Annotated in this window: 18 protein-coding genes; 13 read left to right on the top strand and 5 right to left on the bottom strand. The window is 37.4% G+C overall.

Annotated features, from left to right (window positions below):
* Positions 1-34 precede the first annotated feature (34 nt).
* The gene (locus AOC36_RS07195) at positions 35-967 is read left to right on the top strand and encodes an aminoglycoside phosphotransferase family protein (protein WP_067632866.1); all 933 of its coding nucleotides are present in this window, start codon (positions 35-37) and stop codon (positions 965-967) included.
* Here the strand turns inward: AOC36_RS07195 and AOC36_RS07190 are convergent.
* Positions 964-1,533: a DNA-3-methyladenine glycosylase I gene (locus tag AOC36_RS07190; RefSeq protein ID WP_067632864.1), complete on the bottom strand. Its 570-nt coding sequence runs from the start codon at positions 1,531-1,533 to the stop codon at positions 964-966. The two genes, AOC36_RS07195 and AOC36_RS07190, sit on opposite strands and share 4 nt — an antisense overlap.
* A 146-nt stretch (positions 1,534-1,679) precedes the next feature.
* Between AOC36_RS07190 and AOC36_RS07185 the strand changes: the two genes are divergently transcribed.
* Positions 1,680-2,426, top strand: coding sequence for a carbohydrate deacetylase (locus AOC36_RS07185; RefSeq protein WP_067634592.1), 747 nt, complete (start codon positions 1,680-1,682; stop codon positions 2,424-2,426).
* A gap of 11 nt (positions 2,427-2,437) precedes the next feature.
* Here AOC36_RS07185 and AOC36_RS12210 read toward each other — a convergent pair whose 3' ends face one another.
* Positions 2,438-3,631 carry a hypothetical protein gene (locus AOC36_RS12210; protein WP_157777162.1) on the bottom strand — a complete coding sequence of 398 codons (1,194 nt, stop codon included), beginning with the start codon at positions 3,629-3,631 and terminating at the stop codon, positions 2,438-2,440.
* Between the two features lie 119 nt (positions 3,632-3,750).
* On the opposite strand from AOC36_RS12210, the gene AOC36_RS07175 reads away from it, so the two are divergent.
* The 4 genes from AOC36_RS07175 to AOC36_RS07160 all read left to right on the top strand — a co-directional run bounded on the left by AOC36_RS07175 (position 3,751) and on the right by AOC36_RS07160 (position 7,400).
* The gene (locus tag AOC36_RS07175) at positions 3,751-4,086 is read left to right on the top strand and encodes a PadR family transcriptional regulator (protein WP_067632862.1); all 336 of its coding nucleotides are present in this window, start codon (positions 3,751-3,753) and stop codon (positions 4,084-4,086) included.
* Entirely contained in the window at positions 4,087-5,088 is a 1,002-nt protein-coding gene (locus AOC36_RS07170; protein WP_067632859.1) for an HAAS signaling domain-containing protein, read from the top strand. It abuts the gene before it with no gap.
* A gap of 253 nt (positions 5,089-5,341) precedes the next feature.
* The gene (locus tag AOC36_RS07165) at positions 5,342-6,385 is read left to right on the top strand and encodes an AEC family transporter (protein ID WP_067632857.1); all 1,044 of its coding nucleotides are present in this window, start codon (positions 5,342-5,344) and stop codon (positions 6,383-6,385) included.
* 22 nt (positions 6,386-6,407) lie between these two features.
* A complete protein-coding gene (locus AOC36_RS07160) occupies positions 6,408-7,400 on the top strand; it encodes a 2-hydroxyacid dehydrogenase (RefSeq protein WP_067632855.1) in 993 nt (330 codons plus the stop codon).
* 181 nt (positions 7,401-7,581) lie between these two features.
* Here the strand turns inward: AOC36_RS07160 and AOC36_RS07155 are convergent, their stop codons facing one another.
* Both AOC36_RS07155 and AOC36_RS07150 read right to left on the bottom strand, forming a co-directional pair.
* Positions 7,582-9,057, bottom strand: a complete 1,476-nt coding sequence (locus AOC36_RS07155) for an ISL3 family transposase (RefSeq protein WP_067629964.1) — start codon at positions 9,055-9,057, stop codon at positions 7,582-7,584.
* Positions 9,058-9,190: 133 nt separating this feature from the next.
* Positions 9,191-9,661 (bottom strand): DUF6431 domain-containing protein, encoded by a 471-nt coding sequence (locus tag AOC36_RS07150; RefSeq protein ID WP_067629969.1) that lies wholly within the window; start codon positions 9,659-9,661, stop codon positions 9,191-9,193.
* Between the two features lie 512 nt (positions 9,662-10,173).
* On the opposite strand from AOC36_RS07150, the gene AOC36_RS07145 reads away from it, so the two are divergent.
* The 3 genes from AOC36_RS07145 to AOC36_RS07135 all read left to right on the top strand — a co-directional run bounded on the left by AOC36_RS07145 (position 10,174) and on the right by AOC36_RS07135 (position 13,777).
* Entirely contained in the window at positions 10,174-11,709 is a 1,536-nt protein-coding gene (locus AOC36_RS07145; RefSeq protein ID WP_157777161.1) for a peptidoglycan DD-metalloendopeptidase family protein, read from the top strand.
* 146 nt (positions 11,710-11,855) lie between these two features.
* Positions 11,856-12,887: a M42 family metallopeptidase gene (locus AOC36_RS07140; RefSeq protein ID WP_067634590.1), complete on the top strand. Its 1,032-nt coding sequence runs from the start codon at positions 11,856-11,858 to the stop codon at positions 12,885-12,887.
* 101 nt (positions 12,888-12,988) lie between these two features.
* Complete coding sequence (locus tag AOC36_RS07135) at positions 12,989-13,777, top strand: CorA family divalent cation transporter (protein ID WP_157777160.1); 789 nt, start codon at positions 12,989-12,991, stop codon at positions 13,775-13,777.
* A gap of 18 nt (positions 13,778-13,795) precedes the next feature.
* On the opposite strand, the gene AOC36_RS07130 is transcribed toward AOC36_RS07135, so the two are convergent.
* On the bottom strand, positions 13,796-14,629 hold the full coding sequence (locus AOC36_RS07130) for a VOC family protein (RefSeq protein ID WP_067632850.1): 834 nt from the start codon (positions 14,627-14,629) through the stop codon (positions 13,796-13,798).
* A 269-nt stretch (positions 14,630-14,898) separates the two neighbouring features.
* On the opposite strand from AOC36_RS07130, the gene AOC36_RS07125 reads away from it, so the two are divergent.
* The 4 genes from AOC36_RS07125 (at position 14,899) to AOC36_RS07110 (ending at position 21,043) form a co-directional block, all read left to right on the top strand.
* A complete protein-coding gene (locus AOC36_RS07125) occupies positions 14,899-16,239 on the top strand; it encodes a helix-turn-helix domain-containing protein (protein WP_067632848.1) in 1,341 nt (446 codons plus the stop codon).
* A 287-nt stretch (positions 16,240-16,526) separates the two neighbouring features.
* Positions 16,527-17,030: a signal peptidase I gene (locus AOC36_RS07120; protein ID WP_067632846.1), complete on the top strand. Its 504-nt coding sequence runs from the start codon at positions 16,527-16,529 to the stop codon at positions 17,028-17,030.
* A gap of 4 nt (positions 17,031-17,034) precedes the next feature.
* The gene (locus AOC36_RS07115) at positions 17,035-19,350 is read left to right on the top strand and encodes an immunoglobulin-like domain-containing protein (protein WP_067632844.1); all 2,316 of its coding nucleotides are present in this window, start codon (positions 17,035-17,037) and stop codon (positions 19,348-19,350) included.
* 280 nt (positions 19,351-19,630) lie between these two features.
* Entirely contained in the window at positions 19,631-21,043 is a 1,413-nt protein-coding gene (locus AOC36_RS07110; protein WP_067632842.1) for a helix-turn-helix domain-containing protein, read from the top strand.
* Positions 21,044-21,165: the final 122 nt, after the last annotated feature.

Genomic DNA, 21,165 nt, shown 5'->3' with positions numbered 1-21,165 from the left:
TATTTGATGTATACTATAAATAAAGGAGATTCAAATGTTCTCGTTTCAAATTATCCAAGACATTCCAGTGTGTAAAGACGCTGCGTATCTTGAACTGATTGAGGGTGGCTTTTCACACGATGTCAACGTTTTGGTTTACACCAAACATCATGAATATTTTTTGGTCCGCGTTGGTGATGCTTCCAATCTCAAGGTCTATACTCAAGAATATGAATTTTTAAAGCGCTGTGAAACACTGAACGATGCGTTTCCCAAACCTATAGATTTTGGCGTGCTTGAACAGCATCATCGTGTATACCGTGTTTATACGTGGATGGAAGGTGTTGGCTTAGTGAATGTGCTACCAACTCTGGATAACCATGCACAATATGCGTGTGGTGTAGAAGCTGGACAGTTGCTCAAAGCGATGCATTCAATTAATTGCGATGACACCAATGAGGATTGGGAAACACTGTATAATCACAAAATTGATCAAAAGATACAGGCGTATCATCTGTGTGGCTTGAGATATCCAGATGATGCATCATGTCTTAAAACCATCGAAGCGTACCGCCCTTATCTAAACAAACGGCCAAGTGTTTATCAACACGGTGATTATCATGGTTCAAACATGATCTATAACCCCCACAACAGGGTATCCATTATTGACTTCAACCGGGTGGGAGTAGGTGATCCATGGGAGGAATTCAACCGAATTATTTGGAGTGTTAAGGTCAGTGAACCCTTTGCATGTGGACAAATTCATGGGTATTTCAACCAAGAACCACCCCATGAATTCTTCAAACTTCTCAAGCTCTATTCCTATGTCAATGCGATTGCTTCACTGCCTTGGGCCATTCCATTGGGTCAAGAACAAATTGATATCATGCACGATAATTATCAAATCATGCGCGACTGGTATCGTGATGATTCAGAAATCCCGACGTGGTATCAAACCCATGGATCGATAAAAAAGAAGGATGATTAATCCTTCAAGGTGTATTTAAAGGCACAGGTCTCAACATGGTCATTCACCATTCCCACCGCTTGCATAAACGCGTAGACAATCGTAGAACCAACAAACTTAAACCCAAGTTTTTTTAGCGATTTACTCAGCGCATCCGAAATATCCGTTGTCGCTGGTACATCAGCATGGGTTTTTGGATGATTCATGATGGGAGTACCACCAACAAAACTCCAAAGATAGGTACTGAAAGAGCCATACGCTTCACAGACCTTGAAATAAGCATGGGCATTTGTAATGGCAGCATTAATTTTTAAGCGATTTCGAATAATCCCTTCATTTTGCATGAGCGCTTGTACTTTTTGATCATCGTAAGTAACTAAGATATGCGGATCAAAGTTATCATAGGCTTCACACAAGCTATCCATCCGCTTGATGATGGTTGTCCAACTTAAACCCGCTTGATTGCATTCAAGCATCAACATCTTAAATAATTCCAAATCATCATAAACAGGGACACCCCAATAGGTGTCGTGATAATCTTGTTCCAAAGGGTGTCTATGAGCCCAATCACACCGTACACATTCCATATAAAAACCTCCACAATATCTTTCATTATACACGATTTAGACGAATTCCAATAAAACTGTTGTAAGGGTTTCCTAAATTGATGAGGTATGATAGGATTGAGTGTGTAGAAGGGGCAGTGTTTTACCCAAACACTGTGGTGAAATTGATGAAAAAAGTAATTATTAATTCAGATGATTTTGGATATTCCCGTGGTATTAATTGGGGGATCATGGATGCACATACACAAGGCATCCTTACATCCGCAACATTAATGACCAATATGCCAGGGTTTACCCATGCGGTTGAACTCGCAAAGCAAGCGCCAGAGCTTGGAGTGGGCATTCACATGGTCTTAACCTGTGGAAGACCCTTGCTTAACACTCATAAAACATTGGTTGATGAACACGGTAACTTTAAAAAGCAAGCATGGTTTAAAACAGAACCCTTTGATGAAGAGGAAGTCTATCAAGAATGGGATGCACAGATTCAAAAAGCAATTGATGCAGGCATTACCCCAACTCACCTTGATTCACACCATCACGCACATACGTTTCAAAACAATCCAGAGATTATCGAACGTCTTGGACGTAAGTACAACCTTCCAATTCGGATAAATTATCAGGCATCCCCAGATATGCGTGGGGTTGAACATTTTATTTGGGACTTTGATGAATGCGGTGCGCGTCCTGAATCCGAAGATAAAGCATATCTTGATGCATTGCTACAAGGAATTTTAGACCATGAGACAACTGAAATCATGTGTCATCCAGGATATCTTGATTGTACGATTTATCATGGGTCATCATGGCTTGAAAATCGAATCCATATCCTTGAGTTCATCATTCATTCAGACTTCTCAAAAACACTTAAAAACCATCCAGACATTGAACTGGTAACCTATAAAGAACTTTAGACTGATATTTATCAGTCTTTTAATTTGTTGAGTTTCCATAAGAAAATCGAAGCAACCGACTTATAGGGTTCAAAACGTGCCATATACCGGTCGAATTGCGTTTTAGAAACAGACTCAATCTTTAAAATGCGCGCGACTGACTTACGAAGTGCAATATCATCATAGCTTGTAAGATTCAGTCGATTATAAGTGTGGATGAGAATAATAATTGCACTCCATCGCCCCAGTCCTTTGAGTTTTGTTAATGCTTCAATCGCGTGTTCATCGGATAAAGTGTTTATGTACTCAAAGCTGAATTCCTGTCCTGAAACCTTTTCACATAATGATTTAATGGCACATGCTTTATTATGTGTAAGCCCAAGGTCCATCACCTGTTGTAACGATGCCTGATTCACCGATGCAACATCAGGAAACCGGTGTATAAAACGGGTGAAAATTGCGTGAGCAGAAGCAGCGCTCAACAGTTGGCCAATGATTGTATAGACAAATCCTGTATACGGATCTGGATGTGAAATACGGGTTACATACCCATAAGTATCGTGAATTTCTTTAAACTTCGGTTCACGATTCATGACATCAAGATACACTTTATTGGGTATGCCGACAAGGTCAAATGCATCGATTGGTGTCTTTTGCTTACCATGCTCGACAATACATGCATGAAGTTCTTGATATAATGTGACATCATGTCCAAAAAAATCCATCATCTCCTGTTGAATGACATCATAGTTGTCTGTGTGAAATAGACCCAAAGATTTCAAGATACGTTTTAAATAAGCATCGACCACAAACACAGGGCGGTTAAACGCGTATAACAAAATACAATCGGCTGTTTCTTTTCCAATGCCTTTAATGCTCAGTAACTGGTTACGAATACAAGGTGTATCGATGCCTTCCAGATTCTTAACATCAAAATCATACTGCTGATACCATAAGAGCAAACCGTGTATCGTTGTCGATTTGCGTGTATAAAAGCCAGAAGGACGTATGAATGTTTGAAGCGTCTCAAGGGGAAGATTCAAGATGACTTGACCCTCAAAAGGAACATTAAAGTTCTGGAGGGCTTTTTCTACATTCGTCCAGTTGGTATTTTGGACTAAAACCGCGCCAAGCATCATTTCAATGTCGTTTTCTGCAGGCCACCAATGTAACGGGCCATAATGATGCATGAGATGGTTGAGTGTTGTTTCAAGTGTCGTTTTCATACATCTATCCTATCATATTCAAACCCATAAAAGAACATCTGAATATGTTATAAGATAATCAATGTTATTAAATTGACAATAGTGTATGACATACAGTATACTGTGATTGAGGTGAGAATATGGAATCACAAGAACTTATCCAAAGTATGGTGACGGAATTGCGAAGGGGAACCTTAACCCTTGTGGTACTCAGTCAATGCAACAAACCGCAGTATGGGTATTCACTGCTACAAAGCTTAGAAGAAAAAGGGGTTGTGATTGACGCATCAACTTTGTATCCAATGTTACGCCGCCTTGACAAACAAAACATTTTAAAAAGCGAATGGGACACTCAGGAAACACGACCACGTAAGTATTATGTGTTGAGCGATCTGGGACAGACTGTTTATGAGGGACTAATCAAAGAATGGAAGAAACTAAACAATGAACTAAAGTTTCTAGAAGAGGAAATTTAAATGATGAATCATTATATCGAACGTTATATTGCGGATGTAGTCCGTCGATTACCTGAAAATCAACGCAAGGATGTATCCTTGGAACTTAACTCATTAATTGAAGACATGCTAGAGGAAACGGATGATGTTAAGACGGTATTACAAACACTGGGGAATCCAAAAGATCTGGCATCAAAATATCGTGAAAAACCACGATATTTGATTTCGCCCGATATCTTTGATCAATACATAGATACATTGAAACTTGTTGTGCGAATTGTGTTGATTGTATCCAGTGTCATTGCTGGGATTGTGATTGTGAGTGATGTGATTGGTGCACCCCTTCATACGATGGACACTCAATCACTCATTGTCTTTATAATCACACGCATCTTTGCAAATCTATCCGTGATTATCTCAATGAGTGTAACCGCAATTGTTGGCGTTACGCTTGTATACGCAATCCTTGAAGCGCATGGACCTGACTTAAGCCACAAAGAATGGTCGGTTGATGATTTACCACCATTAGAAAAAGAAAACATGAAGAGGATCTCAAAAGGAGAGGTCATCACAGAGATCGTGATGACACTATTCTTTGTGAGTATCTTGCTTGCGATGGTGTTAAATGATATGAACATTCCACTCATCATCGATGGCACCATTGAAACCTATGTTTTTAACCTCGAGGTACTGCATCAGTATGCATTGCTGATTACCCTTAGTGCATCCTTGGATATCCTGTCTTCAGTGCTAAAGCTTGCTTTTGATCGCTATAATTTTGTTGTTGCCATCTCAACACTGATTTCAAATGCGTTTGCGATGGTTGTTGCAGTGATTGTATTGCTCAATTCGAATTTGATAACCCCTGAGTTTTCACAGTTTTTGAAGACCATCCTTCCAGTTCAAGGCATCTCATTAACCTTCGCGATTATCTTTGCCATCCTATGTGTTATATCAATCTATGATATTGGTTCAACATTTTATTACACCATCAAAAACAATCGATTGACCTCAAAGCGTTAATCAATCTATCAAAAAAACAAGGTTCGCCTTGTTTTTTTATTCCCTAAAGATACCTCAGTATCTTCTTGAAATCACCAAAAATCTTAAACATTATAATATATGTGAAAATTAACACACTAATTTTATTGTTTCACAAAATATGACCGGTTTGTTTTTTGCACTAAAATATTCTTTCTTGAACAGGAAAATATTTTTTAGATTTAATCCTTCATTTTCATTTTGATTTTATAATGAAAGGACACAGGAGGATATTATGGATATTATCAAACAAGTTATCTCAGATAACAATTTTTTAGGCGCGATTTTTTCAACAATCGCCATTATCTTACTCGGGTATTACCTGAGAAAAACGGGGAAGGTTACAGAACAAGGGCCAAAGGCCTTAACCGCAGTATTAATGAATGTTGCCCTACCAGCACTTGCATTCAATGCATTTATGACCAATATTGGTCCTGAAACATTTACGATTGGACTCAACTCATTTATTTTTGGATTTGTAGCATATGTATTGCTGATTGTATTTTCATACATCTATGTGGTGAAATATAAAGGGGATAAACTTGATGCAATGCGTGGTCTCACGATTTTTGGATCCACAACATTCTTTGGGATTCCAATTATTTCAGCGTTCTTAGGGACTGAAGGAACCCTTTATGCAAACCTCTTTAACATTGCATACCGCGTGTTCTTATACTCGTATGGATTCATTCTTTTCTCTGGGTTGAAACTTGAAAAGAAAAACCTCAGTCAAATTATTTTAAATCCAATCATTCTAAGTACTTTCTTAGGATTTATGATTTGGATGTTCCAAGGAAGTTTACCACAAGTTACCATTGGCAGTGGTGATACTGCATGGACTGGTGCAATTTTACGTCTTGATAAGACACTCCCATGGTTTATGAGTGCTGTAAGCTATCTGGGTTCATTATCTTCACCACTAGCATGGCTTGCAATTGGGATGACGTTGGCACAAATCTCACTTGCTGATGCAACAAAAGACATTGATGTTTGGGTTTACTCATTTGTGAAACTTCTCGTCATGCCAGCCTTGATGCTTGTAGTCATGATGGTATTTAAGTCTATGGGATTTTTAGCCCTTGATTATGTTGCGATTACAGGTATTGTTATTATGCTTGCAACACCACCTGCAACCGTAGCGGTTGGGTATGCAATAAATTTTGATAAAGAAGCACTCTTCTCATCAAATGCATCACTCATCTCAACGGTATTATCGATTGTCGCAATTATTTTCTGGTTGTTTGTATTAACCGCACTTCACAGTGCAGGAATTGTATAAAATAAGAAAGGAGAATTTGTTTATGAAACTATTATGTTATGGTGTGAGACGTGTCGAAAGACCGTTCTTTGAAGATTTAAACGCACGCTTCAATTTTGATCTAGTGCTCACAGAATCCATGTTGAATGATGAGACAGTGCATCTTGCGAAAGGATGCGATGCTGTTATGCTTCGTGGTGGATGTCCAGGATCGCGTCAAAACCTTCAGATTTATAAAGATTATGGGGTACAGTATGTGTTGACACGTACTGTGGGTTATAACCATATTGACCTTGATGCTGCAAAAGATTTAGGACTTAAAGTAGCCTATGTACCCTTTTACTCACCCAATGCAATTGCAGAGCTTGCATTAACCTTTGCCATGACCTTATCACGTCATGTTCAATACATGGGGGATAAAGGAAAAGATGGAAACCTTATTATTGACGAGTTTATGTTTAGTAAGGAAGTTCGCAAATCTACCGTTGGAATCATCGGGTTAGGGAAAATTGGCTTCACTGCAGCCCAACTCTTCCATGGAATTGGTGCGAATGTGATTGGCTACGATATTGTAAAGAAGGATTATTTAGGAGATGTATGCACACAAGTTGATTTGGATACACTTCTCAAAGAATCGGATATTATCTCAATGCATATGCCATACTTTAAGGGTTCAAATGATGAATTCTTGAATGCAGAAAAAATTGAGAAAATGAAAGAGGGTGTGATTTTAATTAACACATCCCGCGGTGAGCTTCAAAAAGTTGAAGACATCTTATCTTATGTTGAATCAGGGAAGATTCAAGGCTATGCAACGGATGTTTTAGCAAATGAAACACAGTACTTCAATAAGCTAACACGCCCTGAAGACTTTGATGTGTTGTTGACGCGGATTCAATCGCTCTACCCACGGGTACTTGTTACACCACATATTGGGTCTTATACCGATGAAGCAGTCAGCAATATGGTTGAATACTCATATGAAAACTTACAAGAATTCATCGATACAGGGAAGTCAAAGAACCAACTTGTATAGTGAAATGATGCATAAAATTAAGGCGGTCTGAAATAACTTGGGGATAATTCAGAAAATGATATAAAATAACTTGGGGAGTAAGTTACCCCAAACAAGTTTGTTAAAGACCAAAGGGAAGCGTAGTCGCACATGACTATAGCTTCCCTCTTTTTGTTATAGTATATCAATAATGAGTCATTTCTTAAGAGAGTCCTTTGTCATAGGTTGTTTTAATTATTGGGTTAATTCGATATGTTGCGTCTTCATTAAGCACATACAACACACGATTCCTAAACCGCTCCCAATTACGATAGCCACTTGCATTGTTTTTTATTTGCTTGATTATGCGATTTCGATTCTCAATCAACGCACTGTTTATGTGTGTTATGGAAACTTCATAATGGGTTTCTCCTGTTTTCTTATTTGTGACCTTTGTGCATTTTTCTACTTTATTGAAAGTTGCGACAATTTCATTTTTCCACTTTCCTAAAGTTCGGCTAAAATCAACGATTGATGCAACTCTACTCTGAGCCATCACTCTGATGAGTGTGTTCAGATTCTCGTGTGCATTCTCAGCTTTTGATTCATTGAAGAATTGATCGAGTAAGAACTTCATGTTATATGCATCTTCAAGGCCATTGCTCGTTTGAAGAATTAGGTCTATTATGTCGTAAAGGTTTAGAAACTTTCCCAATTTCTTATTGCGTTGTTTCGGTACATTTGGATCAAATATATTGTATTTCTTATCTTTAACTGTGGTTGTTGCTTTGGGGTTTTTATAGAGTAACCAGTTGAACTTTTTAAGCAGATAGTATTGCTGGTCACGCTTATAATATTCTTGTCTTTTGACTTTATCTTCTGTTTGCTTCCAGTTCTTAGGAGGTTTTAGTTTCTTCATAGTGTCTACCCTAATAGAGTCGATACGTTTCATTAAATCACTATAAACATGAAAACGATCAACACTGATAAACGCGTTTGGAAGGAATTGTTTTGCGACGACTCTATAGCTATACCACATGTCGATTCCAATACCTAAGACTCCTTTGCGTTCTTCAAGGGGGATTTGGCTAAAATACGCGACTAAGTCTTGTTTCTTACGGGACGGTAATATATCTACGATATTCTTTGTCATTGCATCAATAAGAACGCATACATAATCACTGCGATCACTGTGGTACGCATAACATTCATCAATAAGCAGATAAGCGGGTAGTTTTTGTCTGGAGACAGAAACGTGGGAATCGAAAATAGATGATACTGTAGTGGGAGATAACCGATATCTATTGGCAACTGTGGTAAACGTTTCATGTGGCGATTTAAGATCATTCAGGACATTATATACGGTCAGCTGAGTAATCTTCATATTTCGATACGCAAATGGATTGTGTTCAAAAAAGCATTTATTACACGTTGTGCATTTATAACGTCGTGCACGGTAACGAATGTAACAGGGTATATGTGTTACCAGTGAGTGGAGAAGCTTCTTTTCAGAATAATCTTTGATTGTGGATGTTTTGCTTTCACAAATTGGGCATGTTTGTTCCTCTACCTGAAGCGTAATGTACACATTCAATGCGTCACTTTGACCTTTGATATCAATCTTCTGGACTTGATGGTGTTCTAAGTTAAATAATTCAAGAATTTTTTCGTTACTTAAAAGAGTGGCATTAGCGTTCATAGAAACCCTGCCTCTCTTTGACTATTTTGATAAGGTTTCATTATGTATCTTGCTCCTAAATATAAAAATGATTGTCTGTTATTTAAATAACCATCTTCATTATATTCAATCTGAGGAGTTAAAACTATTTTTCTCATGTTGGTGAAGTAATGGCGGAATGATAGATATTCCGTTTTGTGGATAATATGAAGTAATTCAATCGTTCCAAATAACTTAAATGTCTCACCGATTCATAATCGTTAAAACGTATTTTTATCCGAATATATGTTGATTCATCAATATCAGTTAAAAGCGTGCTATCAAGTTCATGGGTTAATATTATTTCAATTGTGGGTACAGACAGTTGAAAATAGGGAAGTAAGTTACTTGGTATTATTGCATGAGTTCTCTTACATTGATTACAAAAGAAACGTGCGATTTCTACGACAATGGTTAATCGCCCAGTAATTATGGTTTTCGGATAGTATCCATAACGAATCAGTGTATCTGTTTTTGAACAGCACGGACAAGGTATTGTTTTTGGATTAATTGAATTGAGAAATTTGTAATATTCCTTTTGAGAAAACTGTTTATTATTGAATGTGTTTGAGAAAACTGTTATCATATTCTTACTCCTTTATAGGAGGTATTGGATTGGTAGAAACTTAGGTCTGGAAACTTGGGGTTTCTACCATTTTATTAACCTCGTTAAACTAATAATACAAAAAAAATCACTTTAATACAGCACTTAATTGTGCATAAAGTAAAGTGATTTTTTATTCTGCTGGTCTAAGATAATCAGTTTACAACAGAAATCCCCAAACTTCTTTAAAGACAGAGGCTAGAGCAAGATTACCTCACCCCAAGAAATAGTGTTGCGAGTGAAAACCCCAAGTAAAGTTTAATATCCAAAATTAAGTCAGCACTGCTGGCTTTTTTTTATCTCACATTTCACATAAAAAACACAATAAAGGTTGAAATACGTAAATTTTCTTCGTGAACACGAAACAAATTTTTCCCTTTACGTTAAATCTGTGTGAAGTTTTGTGGACCTTCACACATAACGTTGACATTCAATATTTAACTATGCGAAACTATACATGCAAAACATTTGCAAAATGATTACCATGAATAGGGGTGATACACATTAAAGAAAAATTAAGCTCAGAAAAAGGCAAACGGATTTTGTTGATGATCGGCATATTAGGGTTTAGTGTAATCCTTGGCGTGATGACTGAGGTCAATAAGCGTGACAAGGACACATTAAATTCAATGTATGGGATTCAACGCAGTTCAGAATCTGTATTTAGTCAAGATGTAATCTCGCAATTATCAAATCCATATGTTGCGACACAGCTTTACCACAAGAATCAACTCGTTGGAATTATTACGGATGAATCTCAAATCAATGCGTATCTAAATGAGATTTATACAGCGGATTTTGAAGCACATTTTCCAAACAGTCAATTGAATTACTCAGATGACATCTATACCGTTGAGCATAAAAGTTATAACGTGTATGAGAACATTGATCAACAAATCGTTGGGTACTTATCTGAAAACAATCTATTATCAATTAAAGCAAACAAGATTGAGTTTTCCAATGGTGCGGTGATTTATTGTAAGAATCTAGAAGATTTTGAAAATGCTCGAAACACCTTTATTTCAGGGTATGTATCGGGTGAGGAATTAAGCATTCTTGCTAGTGGTGAAACGGTTCCAAATCTCAACGACTATGGTACAAAAACCGTCGGATTTGAAGTGTTAGAATCCTTGGTGTTTTCTGAAGGATATGCACCACTTGATGACATCAAAACCAATGAGAAAGAAATTCTTAACTTCTTAAGTTTTGGGTATGATTTTGAATCAAAATCGTATACGGTTGAAGAATTTGATACCATTGAAGGAATCGCATGGCTAAATCAAATGTCATCGCAACAATTACTATCAATTAACTCAGACCAACTAAAGAGCATCAATCAGGTCTTGAAACCAGGAACACAACTCGAAGTTACGCGCATTAATTCGCCACTTACCGTACGTGTTACCCAACAACGTTTAACATCAGAAACACTCTACCCAGAAAGCACACTCTATATTGAAGATCCTTCACTTAGAGAAGGGTTAACCCGTGTTTCTCAAGCGGGTAAATTGGGTTCAGAAGATGTCTTATATGAAGATGTTTATGAAAACGATATTGCGGTAAGTTCAAAACGACTCAGTTCTAAGACGACTGTAGAACCTGTACGTGAAGTCATTTACGTGGGGACTTATGTAGAACCACGCGTCGGAACGGGTAACTTCAGAATGCCAATGATTAACTCAAAAATATCATGTGGTTGGGGATGTTATGCTGGGCATCAAGGGATTGATATTCAATCGCGATCAAACAGAGGGTATGGTCCAATCTATGCTTCAGATCGAGGCGTCGTCGAAACCAATACCTACCAAAGTGGTTATGGATATTATGTGGTCATCAACCACAACAATGGCTATAAGACATTGTATGCCCATCTTGATTCACCGGGATACTTTAGAGTCGGACAAACAGTTCTACAAGGTGAACAAATTGGGTATGTCGGAATGACGGGCATCACAACTGGACCTCACTTGCACTTTGAAATCATTGTGAATGGCGTCAGACGCAATCCATGTGGCTACTTATCATGTTAAAGCATCATTTGATGCTTTTTCTTTACCATTGACATGAAGCCCCTTAAGATTTACTCAAAACCCTAAAAAAAGTGCATTGACATCGTTTGTTTCAAAGTGAGATACTTATAAGGAAGACTTTAGTGGGGAAACAAAAAGGAGCGCGTATGAAAGCATATATCAATGACTTAGTAACACTACTCAATACCAAAAGCCCGACAGGACACTCTGAAGAAGCAATAAGGGCTGTAAAGGCTCGATTTGATGAATTGGGTCTTGTAACCCAACTGACGCATAAAGGAGCACTCATTGCCACACTTGAAGGAGAAAATACCCAAGAAGCGCTGACACTGTCTGCACACATCGATACCCTTGGATGTGTGGTCAAAGAAATCACGTCAGATGGTTATTTAAAACTCTCTCAAATTGGTGGGTATGCATGGACAACCATTGAAGGTGAACATGTTTCTATCGAAACAGTGGATGGTGTCTTTTACAGTGGCCAAATCATTACAAATGTTGCCTCGTCCCATGTGCATGGTTCAAAAACAAACAGCACAGAGCGCAATGAACAATCTTTACGTGTACGTATCGATGAAAAAGTATTTACAAAGCAAGATGTCCTAGACTTAGGGATTGAAGTGGGGGATTTTGTACACCTTGACCCGCGCACCACTGTGACACCTTCAGGATTTATTAAATCCCGCCATTTGGATGATAAAGCCTGCGTGATTGCTTGTTTTGAAATTGCGAAACACTTTACTTCCACTAACACAAAACCAAAACACACAACACATTTCTTTATTTCTAATTATGAAGAAGTGGGTCATGGTGCATCCTCACGAATTCCAAGCGATACCGTTGAACTTTTGGCACTTGACATGTCTGCACCTGGAAGTGGTCAAACAAGTGATGAGTACTCCGTAACAATCTGTGCAAAAGACAGTACAGGTCCTTATGACTACGGCATGAAAAAACGCTTGATTGCTTTATGTAAAGCCCATGATATTCCTTATAAAGTGGATATTTACCCATTCTATGGATCGGATGGATCGGCTGCACAACGGGCTGGACACGATGTTCGCGTTGGACTCATTGGACCAGGTGTTGACGCATCACACAGCTATGAAAGAACCCATACAGAAGCGATTGAAAGTACCATTCGCTTAGGGATCGCTTATTTAGAAACAGGATTCTAATCAAAAAGAACCACAGTGTGGTTCTTTTCATTCAGACGATAAGAACAATTGATGTTTGGGATATAAGTGCTATATAATAGGATAAAGTGATGGTGAAATTTATGAAACAAATTGTATACTCCGATTACAACGATTTAGACTTACCCCTTTATGTTAAGAAATATTTAGGGAATCACAATGCACTCGCAAACATTCGTGATTTGGATGATGAATCCTATATTATTATGAGTTATCCTTTTGATGAAAACAGTGTTCAACCGATATGCATTAAGCAATCTCAAAATGAACTCACGATTTATACCCATGAATCAATCGAGATTGAAAATCTTGAAACACTTAATTTCACAGATCTCGTATTCACGACCTTAGAACACTATGAATCACTGATTCAAAAAATACATCTTGAATCTGAAGCGTTTCAAGAAACAATGGGAAATGGCATTACTAAGATGCAAGTGGACCAATTGATTCTGATGAAACGCCATCTCATTTTGTACCAACAGGCAGTTACTGCGATAAAAGAAGTGGTCGATTATATACAAGACCATAAACCAAAACAACTTTGGTCCCAACCATCACAATGCGATACGGTGAACATCTTAATAGAAATGAAACAGATCGATCAAAACATCTCCATGTTATCAGAGATCATTGACGTAATCCTCGATGTTTCAAACGCATTGTATTCAAATAAGCTAAACATTGTGATGAAACGTTTGGCTGTCATTACCTTGGTCATATCCATTCCAACATTAGTGACGAGTTTTTATGGCATGAATGTTGATTTACCATTTCAAAATCACTCATATGCCCTTATTTTAATTTTTATCATAAGTTTAGGACTCACATCCTTTGCCCTTTATATTATGCAAAAACGCGATTATCTTTAAACCGACAATCGCGTTTTTTTAGTACTGTTTTAGAATCAGTGTGATACCATTTGGATCACGAACTGTGATGCTTTGATCATCAATACGCTTGACACCATCCAGTGTTTCTTCAAGGTGATTGAGGTCATCCACATATAAAGTCATATAATCAAGTCCAGTTACATCATCTGGTAACGTGTCAACAGGGCGTTCCCATGTGTTTGCGCCAATGTGATGGTGATACCCATTCTTTGAGATAAATAAAGCGGTATTTCCCCAAACCGTTTTGATGTCGTAGCCCAAAAGGTTTACATAAAACGCTTCATGTGCTTTTAGGTCCTTGACTTCAAGGTGCATATGTCCCAAGATTGTCCCGTCGGGAAGTCCATCCCATGATTCCACATGAACCATATCAACAAGGCGTTGTAAGTTGACTGGTTGAGTATCCGTTTCAACGGTCCCATCATCGTGGACATTCCAGGTATCCATGGGTCTATCCGCATAAATTTCGATCCCATTCCCATCGGGATCGTGCATGTACAATGCTTGTGAGTATAAGTGATCCCCCGCACCATCAATTTGATAGCCTTCACGGGCAAAATGATACAAAATTTGACCTAAGTCCGCTTCATCAGGAAGCAAAATCGCAATGTGATACAAACCTGTATAGGGTTTGCTGGGGTGATTCCACGAAGCATTTGCACGAAGATGAATGATAGGGGTCTGATTCACACCAAGACTGGCACTGGTTTCTGTTTTTTCAATGAGTGTTAATCCAAGAATTCGCGTATAATAATCAAGTGATCGGTTGAGATCTTGTACTCTTAATCCAACATCGCCTAAGACTGGCATCGTATTCATTAAAGGGTTCATCGTGTGTCCTTCTTTCTTTACACTTACACTTTAGACCATAATAGTTGAATATTCAACTAATATGACTGGGTCAGTGTATTAACTAAATTAAACCCTATAAAAAATGGGCTAAGCATTAGAAGTGTCTAAATTAAAAAAATGAGTGATAATAAAGTTGAAATTCTATATATTATTATGTCAGATTATCTAAAAAAGTATCAAGCAATTTCGACGCTTTTAAGGGATAATAGAATAAGTAAGTTTCTTATTAATGGGGAGAAGGTGATTTTGTGATTATTGAGTATAAAAAGTCTGTGTACCGTCTGATAAAGATCTTAGAGCTATTATTAGACAATGATCGTTCAATTTCAATTCGTGACATTGCAATTATGAATCAATGCACAGAACGTACAGTTTATAACGATATAAATTATTTGGTTGAACACTGGAATCACTTGTTGCATCTTGATATATCACATACGAGTTTGATTTCACAAAACACATCAATTGGAAACATCCAATATGTGACGGAACAAATCTTTGTGAACGAACCCATAACAAGACTTCTAAAGATGGTGATTGAAGTACCTTACAACTCAGTTGAGTTCTATTCATCAGCACTTGAATTAAGCCATCAAGTAACACGTAATCTATTAAACGATTTAAAGCGCAGTCTTGAAAGCCATGGTCTGAGTTTATACATTCGAAGTAAACGTGTCAGCATTACAGGAAATGAGTTTGACATTCGATACTTCTGTGCTGTATTCTATCATCAATTTGAACACAGTTTTAGAATCTATAAACCACATATAGAATATACTGAGGATATTGCGAAGTATACGACGGATTACACGATTATTTCTCGATTTATTGATTATATTGAATACATTTCGGTCCTTCGGTTTAACCAAAATTTCTTTATGGTAAAATCGAAGAAACCACAAACATTACAAGCAGATATTAATGCGATGGTTTCCCAATATATTAAGGTCATTCTTCAGATGGGCAAGCGTTTGGAACCTTACGAAGATATTTTCTTATCGACCTTTTCAATGTTAGGATATCGAATTCCTGTAAATGATACCGATAAGATTATGGCAGTCATTGCTTCAATCTTATATATGGACACTCAGATATTTGAAAAATTTGACACACGAGTTCAAGTTGTTAATCTCTTTGTGAAAAACTACAGTAAAGTTAATCCAGCACGTTATTATGATGCAGAGTACCAGTTTACGCGCATTCTAGAAAACTTCACTGACAACTACTTACAGGTCATTGCTGGGATAATTTACGTATTGGATATGCTGTATCCGATCACCTATGAACCACGTCATTTAAACCTCGTTGTATACAGTGGCACCAGTTTTGAACACGCACAATCACTCAAACGTCAATTGGAAATATACTTTCCACGCCATAGTTTTTATATCTATAATGGTAAAGTGGAATTTAAAATACCCGATAAACAAGAACTTGATGCCTTTTGCAAGACCTTATCATGCAATGGCATTATCACAACCCTCAGTTTTCCCTATCAGCTTGATGTTCCGATGATAACCGTGAGTGATTATTTTGTCGGGACTGATATTGGCCGAATCTTTGACTTTATTAATGCAACTAAACGCTAATTGTGAATCCATCATAATCAGCGTTTTTTTATGCCTTGGTATAAATGAAAACTATGGCCTTCACGATTATGAAAAAAACAAGGTTGTATAAAAAAAGAGTGAAAAATATAATGAAAGTGTAATAGGTGGGGATCTTTATAATACGAAACTTATCCTTCTAAAGCGCGCGATTTGTATGGTAATAATCTCTACTTATCCACAAGTTTTTTAAACTGCGCTTCTTTTATCTTGTGTTTATGTGAGGGGTTTTTATAAAAGTCTTCGATCAAAAAGAAAAAGGTGTAACTATGAACAAGCGAAATGTGATCAGCAATCTACTTTTAATCAGTTCAATCCTCTTTTTAGGATATATTTTGGTTATAACACGAAACAAACCAGATGGCGAGGTGTCTTATCTATTTGGGTATAAACCCTTTATTATCACAACAGGTTCGATGGAACCCACTTACCCTGTAAATACACTGGTAATCGTAAAACAAACATCCCATGAGGAAGTTGCAATCAACGACCCGATTGCATTTTACAGTCCAATCTTTGACAATTTTGTATTTCATCGTGTAATTGACATCACTGACGAAGGATTCATTACAAAAGGGGACTTCAATGAGTTTATAGACAGCGACCTAGTACTTTTTGAACACCTTATTGGAAAGGCTGTCTTTTACACAACGCTGAGTGTTCCAATCATTAACCTGTTATCACAACCCATGGGCTTTCTCTTGGTGGTGTGTGTCCCAATCAGTATCGTATGCATTGGCCTTATTGTTCATAAGCGTAATACAAAGGAGTGATATCATGATGCGAAAAACGCTCTATTCTATCGTTATATTATCAGTCGTTTATTTTCTTGCGTCATTTTTTATAGATGATGTGATGAGCTATTTAAGCGACAAAGAACAAATGCACTTGAACGTTGAAACTTCACACATCGATGTTTCACTTGAGGATTTCCAAATTGGAATTGAAGACAATGGAGTTGTATCGTGGAACTATCAAGAAGGAGATGCATTTGATGTATCACCAATGCAAAATCAAGTTGTTCATATCCGTTTTAATGTAACGAATCAATCGCCTTTTGATGTCAATGTCGATGGGACCTTAACACTTGCACTGGATTCAAAAGAAGCAAAACACGTGTCAAATATCTTCTTTCTATACCCATCAACAATGCCATCATCCGAGATCATCGATCAACTCAATCAAGGCAATGATACCCAGGCACTCCAAGTCGCTGACAATCAACCAACACACTCAGGGGTGCACATTCCGATTGTGAAAGGTGAGACTTTAAGTGCTTCATCGCACCCAGGAAGTTCAAAAACCTACACTTATAAGCTTGTCATGAGCGATGCGTTTCATGATATTCACACGGTTCGAAGTATCGTCTTAAACACTGCCTTAAACGTAGGGATAATTGTCGATGTAAATGGAAAAAATAGTGCGCAAAATTGGAATACTCACCTAACGCAAGGGGGTTCAATTAAACCCAATCCCTATCTCAAACGAAATATTACAATTGAGTTCATTGGAGATAATCCATTATACCTCACCATCGGTGAACCTTATACTGAGTATGGTGCAAAAGTGAGAAACGAATGGTATGAAACAGAAGCTTATCAAGTGTCTGGAATTGTGAATAATCAAAAGATTGGGTGGACTGCTATGAAATATACGCCGACTGACCCAGACTTTCAAACAACCGTAAAACGCATTGTCTATGTGACAGATGGCGAACCTCCAGTCATTCATGCCCCACAAAATCCCGTCGTTCGCTTTGTGAATGAAACCCTTGATTTAAAGGATCTTGTGAGTGTAAGTGATAATAGGGATACTGAAGCGCGTCTGAGACAAAAACTCATGGTTTACACTTCTCTTGGGTATTCACCCAAAAAACCAGGAACGTATAATATATGTTATAACGTAAGCGATGATTCGTTTCTAGATGCACAAGAAGTATGCCTTGATCTAATCTTAGTCGCGTTTAAAGATGTGGCACTCATGGAACATTCATCCCTCGCTTTAACAACTCATGGACAGGTGTATTCATGGGGTAAAAATAACAGTGGTCAGCTGGGACAGGGTTCAAACAGTGAAGATATTCTAAAACCACGTCACATTGAGAGTCTTGGTGATGTTAACATCGTTGACATTGAAGCGGGGAGTAATTATGCCATGGCCCTTTCAGATCAAGGTCAGCTTTATATATGGGGTGCTGATGCCTATGGTGTTCAAGGAAATGACTATTTACACCCAGACAATCTCGCGCCAACACCGATATTAATGGGTGAAACAATTACCCAAATGCATGCAGCACAACACACAGCACTTGCACTTAATGATATGGGAGAGGTTTATGTTTGGGGTCGAGGTGCTTCCTATGCAACGGGAGTTGGGAATACCATGAGCTTATATTCACCAACTAAAATGACATTTCCAAACAATGCAACCATTCAATACATCACTCAAGGATGGGGTTATGGGTTTGCGATTTCTACAGATCAACAACTGTACGCATGGGGAACTGGAGCACAGTGGGCTTTTTTATCCAACCAAACCGTTCAATATTCAAAACCAACCAATATAACATCATCACTTCCTGAAGATATTAATGTACAGGATATCCACATGATTAAAGGAGGAAGCGCACATGTTGCGATCTTGACCAAGCAAGGTGACCTTTATACATGGGGATTGGATGATCAAGGACAATTAGGTAATGGATCGGGTCGAAGTGATATGAATGCACCGTATAAGGTACAAACAACTGTGAATCAAAATGCACAGATTTCATCAATTGTATTAGGGGAATATACCACTGTTGGCTTAACATCCGATAAAACAGCATTTGCATTTGGAAAGAGCACAAACTATCAATTAGGATTTGTATCAAACGTTCATTTCCCTTATTCATTGTGTATACCATCAAATTCAATAGGTGTATGTAGTGCAGATGACATGAGAATCATCGCTGCAGATACCAGTACGAATATAACTGCAATCGTAAGTGAAACTGGAACAATCTATATGACTGGATCAAACATAAATGGTGAACTGGGGCGTGATACAAAAAGTAAGCATGAAACGTGGGGTGAAATCATTATTGTGGAGTAAAAAAAACAACAAAAATTGTCATATTAATAAAATGTTATAAAAAATTGGTGAGTAGACCTAAAAATCATAATAAATGCTAATTTTCAGAACGGTTATAATGGAAATGTAAAGATTTTTTGATAATTTCAATAAGTATTTTCAATGTCCAATAAAAAAATTTATCGATATTGAGGACACTTATAAAATTGAATACACGAATTCAACAATTCACACGCTGCATCTTTTGGTGTAATGATTGTTGAAGATCGATGATACAAAAAATGACTGTGGGTGGAAAAAAATGAAACAATTAATCGAAAGACATATTCAAAGAAAATTGCAATTGATTGATACGGTATACTTTTCAAAAGAAGCACCAAGTATTGGGGAACTTGCGAAATACCTTGATGTATCGGAATCAACGATAAAAAGTGATTTAACACAATTTAACTTATTAGCGGATAATGGTTCCATTATCCGAGTATTTGACCGAGATCGACGGATGGATCTTTATGAATCAATCGTCAATGACTCTTTAATTTCAAAAGTTTTACGCATGCTATTTATGAATCCAGGAAGACAGGCAGAGTATTACAGTGACACACTGTCAATCAGCCGTGCAAACTTCTATAAACAGGTGAACCTTCTAAACAATCGGTTGAAGGTATATGGCGCACGCATTATTGTCAACGATGGGTATCATATTATCGCTGATGACGAACGTGCATTTCGTTTCTTCGTATTTTTTAGCTTTGTTTCTACAAGTACGGAAAACAGTCCAATTATTGTAGAGAATGTTCATTACTTCCAAGATATTTTGAAAAAGAACAATTTGGGAGTCAGTCACTTTAATCGAGTTGACTCATGGGAACGGTCGTATATGGCATCAATTCTCGCAATCTTTATCATCCGACAATCCAATAAGAAGACTGAGATTGAGATTACCCAAGAGCAAATTATGAAAAGTCCAATCAACGTTTCCACACCGGATGTGAATCGAATTCGTACTGTGCTAACCAGTGCCACATACAAAAGCATTCTCGAAGCACTTATTGAATACAAAGAAGTGCTTACTGACGCACCTCAAAGTATCAGTTCTGAACAAATCGTTGAACTTTTAGAACGCTATGAACTTGAAATCCAACAAACCTTTCAAGTTGAAAAACGACAACTCATGATTGATACACTGATCGATATTTTCTCAGTGGTGAAAAACCTCTCGAAATACTATCCATTTGATACAAAGGGAAGTTCGATAACCATGCGTGACTTTATGAATGAGTATCGCATTATCAATGTGGATGTGATCAATCGGTTCAATACATTCTTACAGATTGCAACCGAGGTGATGGGCTTAGATCTGATGCTTTATCAAGAAATGCTCTTTTATTGGATCGTTATAAGCATTGGGGATTATCTATTTGTACCCCGAAAACGAATCTTATTTATCAGCCGATACAATGAGAAACACCTCGATTTTTGCCAACAAGATTTAGAAACCGTGTTGCGTATTATGAAAATTGAACCCGTAATTGATTTAATGCCAATCAAGCGTTTCAATACAGACACTAAAATTGATCGTTATGATTTAATTCTGAGTGATGCAACGCTTAACATTGAAGATGATTCAAATATCATCTATAAACCATTTAGTAATAGTATCCTGATTGTGGAAGGGATTATGAAGTCCATTAACACGAAAGATGATCAATAAGTTTGGGATTGCCACAAAAATATCCCGATCTCGTTTCAAAACCATGAAACAGAGTCGGTTGTTTTAGTGCATTTTAGTCTATATAATTCATTTATTCATTCATAAAATGAATTTATATCATA

The sequence above is a fragment of the Erysipelothrix larvae genome, assembly GCF_001545095.1.
GTDB lineage: Bacteria > Bacillota_I > Bacilli_A > Erysipelotrichales > Erysipelotrichaceae > Erysipelothrix > Erysipelothrix larvae.
This window is presented reverse-complemented; position numbering and strand designations above follow the sequence as displayed.